The sequence below is a fragment of the Rhizobium ruizarguesonis genome (genome assembly GCF_012349115.1).
GTDB classification, from domain to species: domain Bacteria; phylum Pseudomonadota; class Alphaproteobacteria; order Rhizobiales; family Rhizobiaceae; genus Rhizobium; species Rhizobium ruizarguesonis.
This window is the reverse complement of the sequence record NZ_PQIG01000152.1, coordinates 1-3,276: the sequence shown is the minus strand read 5'-3', so window position 1 is coordinate 3,276 and position 3,276 is coordinate 1. Positions and strand designations below refer to the sequence as shown.

2 protein-coding genes are annotated in these 3,276 nt (G+C 62.6%); both read right to left on the bottom strand.

Translation table 11 applies throughout. The annotated features are described in order from the left end of the window. Positions 1-96 precede the first annotated feature (96 nt). On the bottom strand, positions 97-1,551 hold the full coding sequence (locus C3Y91_RS37535; RefSeq protein WP_164568338.1) for a mannitol dehydrogenase family protein: 1,455 nt from the start codon (positions 1,549-1,551) through the stop codon (positions 97-99). Next, positions 1,548-2,963, bottom strand: coding sequence for a glucuronate isomerase (gene uxaC, locus C3Y91_RS37530; RefSeq protein WP_168576455.1), 1,416 nt, complete (start codon positions 2,961-2,963; stop codon positions 1,548-1,550). The genes C3Y91_RS37535 and uxaC overlap by 4 nt, the downstream gene beginning before the upstream one ends. Positions 2,964-3,276: the final 313 nt, after the last annotated feature.

Genomic DNA, 3,276 nt, shown 5'->3' with positions numbered 1-3,276 from the left:
AAAGTGTGAGCGGTTTTCGGACGACATCATGCTCTAACTATATAATGTAGAACAGGATTCAGATTTTAGGCCGCCCCGGCCTAAAATCATCCTGTTCTAGAAAAGCGGCAGCCGGTCGTCCTGGATCAAGATCTCCAGCTTGTCGGAGACGTCCTGCGTCCACGCCCGATTTCCTGTCAAAGCCGCCGGGAAGAGTCCCGGAAGGGTGAAAAGAGCCGCCGAAATCGCAAGGCCGGTGCGTGGGACATCGGCGATGAGAGCGGCGATTTCGCCAGCACGGGGATCGCGCAGTTCATAGCGCTCACCGTTGCCGTGCTCGCCGATCGCGTAGCGCATCCATGCGGCAACGGCGATCGCATAGGTCTCCGCCTTGTCGCCATGCGCCAGTGCCTCGGTTGCCGGTTCCAGCAGCCGCTGCGGCAGTTTCTGCGTGCCGTCCATGGCGATCTGATAGGTGCGATGTGCGATCGCCTTGTTTGCAAAGCGCGCTATCAATTCGCTGGCATAGTCATCGAGGTCGATGCCGGGAACCGCATCGAGCGTTCTCGCGGCCGCATGCATGTGGCGGTAGGCAAGGGCCGCCAGGCCAGCATCATCCATCACGTCGCGGATGAATTCATAGCCGCCGATATAACCGAGATAGGCAAGCAGCGAATGCGCGCCGTTCAGCATCCGGAGCTTCATCTTCTCATAGGCCGACACATCCGTGACCATCAAGGCGCCGGCCTTCTCCCAGGCCGGCCGGCCATCGGCGAAATGATCTTCGATCACCCATTGCGTGAAGGGTTCGGTCTCGATCGCTGCCAGATCCTGCCGTCCGGTCAGCCGTTCGGCATCCTGGTAAGTCGCCTCGGTGCTCGCCGGCGTGATGCGGTCGACCATGGTCGAGGGGAAAGGCACATTTGCCTCGATCCATTGACGAAGCGAGGGGTCGACGCGTTCGGCAAAATCGAGAACCAGTCGTTTCAAAACGGCGCCGTTGCTCGGAAGATTGTCGCAGCTGAGCGGTGTGAAGGGGGCGATGCCCTTCGCCCGGCGCCGGGAAAGTCCATCGACCAGATAACCGATGACGCCGCGCGGCGCATGGCGGTTGGCGAGGTCGGCCGCCACGTCGGCATGGTTGAGGTCGAGCCCTCCGGTCGCGGTATCCATGCCATAGGCCTTTTCCGTCACCGTCAGGCTGACGATGCGGATTGCAGGATCTTCCAGCCGATCGAGCAGTCCTGCCGGATCACGGGTCGCCACATGTGCCCGCAGAATGGGACCGATCACCTGCGCCACCGTGCCCGATGTATCGCGGATCAGCATCGTATAGAGGCCGTTCTGCTCGTTGAGGTGATCGGCGACATCGGCGGTGCGCAGGCTCGCCACCTCGATGCCCCAGTCACCGCCGCTCACCGCAATTGCGGCATCGGTAAACGGCGCGAAATGCGCGCGGAAAAAGGCGCCCGGCCCAAGATGCAGAATGCCGCTTTTCAGCTGGTCGCGGTCATAGGCGGGAAGCTTCGCCGTCGGGGCGAGGCCGGAAAGCGTCTGCAGTCGTTCGGTCACAGCTTGTAGGCCTTCTTTGCGTTGCCATAGGAGAGCTCGCCCGCGACGATCTCGGCTTCCCGCTTGGAAATCCGGTGCTCGGCGGTAAGCTGGGCGAGGAAGCGGCAGACTTCGCGGCGCCAGACGTCATGCCGGGCCGGGATCGAAAGCAGCGCGCGCGTATCGTCGTTGAAACCCGCCATATTGGCAAAACCTGCCGTTTCCGCAACCTGGTCGAGATAGCGCCGGATGCCGTTCGGGCTGTCGTAGAACCACCAGGGCGGGCCGATCATCAGGCAGGGCCAGTGGCCAGCCATCGGCGCCAGCTCGCGTGCATAGGTCGTCTCGTCGAGCGTGAAGAGCAGCACACGCAAACCCGGTGCGTGGCCATATTTTGATAGCAGCGCATTCAGGCCGCCGACCCAGTCCGTGCGTGTCGGAATATCGGCGCCCATATTGGCGCCGCGCGTCGCAAAGAGCCCGCGGTCGGTATTGCGCCTCGAGCCGGCATGGATCTGCATCACCATGCCGTCTTCGGCCGAAAGCCCGGCCATCTCGGTCATCATCTGGCCGCGGAAGAGCTCGGCCTCTTCAGGCGAAAGCGGACCCTTCAGGGCCTTTTCGAGCAGCGCCTGTTTTTCCGTAAGCGGCAGATCTGATGTAAAGGCTGTCGGCACGCCGTGGTCGGTGGCGGTGGCGCCGAACTGGCGGAAATAGGCGCGCCGGCGCCGATGCGCCTCGATCAGGCCGTCCCAGCGCGTCACCTCTGTGCCGGTGATCTCTCCGAACTTGACGAGATTGTCGCGGAAGCCGACGGCGTCGGGATCGGTAACACTGTCCGGCCTGTAGGTGGTGCGCACTTTGCCGATCCAGCCGTCCGCCGCCAACTTCTGGTGATGCGCCAGCGGGTCGAGCGCGCCATCCGTCGTCGCGATCGTTTCGATGCCGAATCGCTGATGCAGTGCCCGTGGGCGGAATTCGGGAAGGGCAAGCTGGGCATTGATATGGTCGTAAAGCGCATCGGCATTGTCTGATGTCAGCGGCTCGGTGCAGCCGAGCACGGCCGACATGGCGTGGTCGACCCAGAGGCTCGATGGCGTCCCGCGGAAAAGGTGGTAGTGCGCGGCAAAGGTCCGCCAGATCGCCCGTCCCTCAGCCACCGGCTTGCCGTCGAGCCGCGGCACGCCGAGCTCGTCCAAGGTGACGCCGACGCTGTGCAGCATGCGGAAGAGATAGTGATCGGGAATGACCAGCAGCGAGGCCGCGTCTTCGAAGGGCTTGTCGTAGGCAAACCAGGAGGGTTCGGTATGCCCGTGCGGGCTGACGATCGGAAGATTGCGCACCGTCTCGTAGAGGTCGCGCGCGATGGTCCGTGTTGCCGGATCAGCCGGAAAAAGCCGGTCCGGATGAAGAAAGCCGTTTCCTGCATCCATCAGTATTCCTCCCTGATGGATAACGGCCTACCCCACAACATCAGGCGCGGCAAGGTCTTTTAGTAACCAAACGGTACAGTTTTGCGCGTGGCCGCGCCGGCCATGGAAAGCATTGACGCGGCGGCCTATTTCCGCTTTGCAGAACCATCTGTTCTGCCGGTTTCGGCAAAGGAGGATCTAGAGCCTTTCCGGGTTAGATTGTAGTATTCTGTTGGCTCAAACGGAGTCGGATGGTCGACCGGCCGGCGCGCGTCGTATCCCAGCTCTACGGCCAAGCCGGCCGGTCGAGCAGGCGGCCCGTTTCAGCCAACCC

Excerpts from the sequence above, each read along its gene's own strand:
- uxaC (WP_168576455.1), bottom strand. The coding sequence starts at position 2,963 with ATGGATGCAGGAAACGGCTTTCTTCATCCGGACCGGCTTTTTCCGGCT.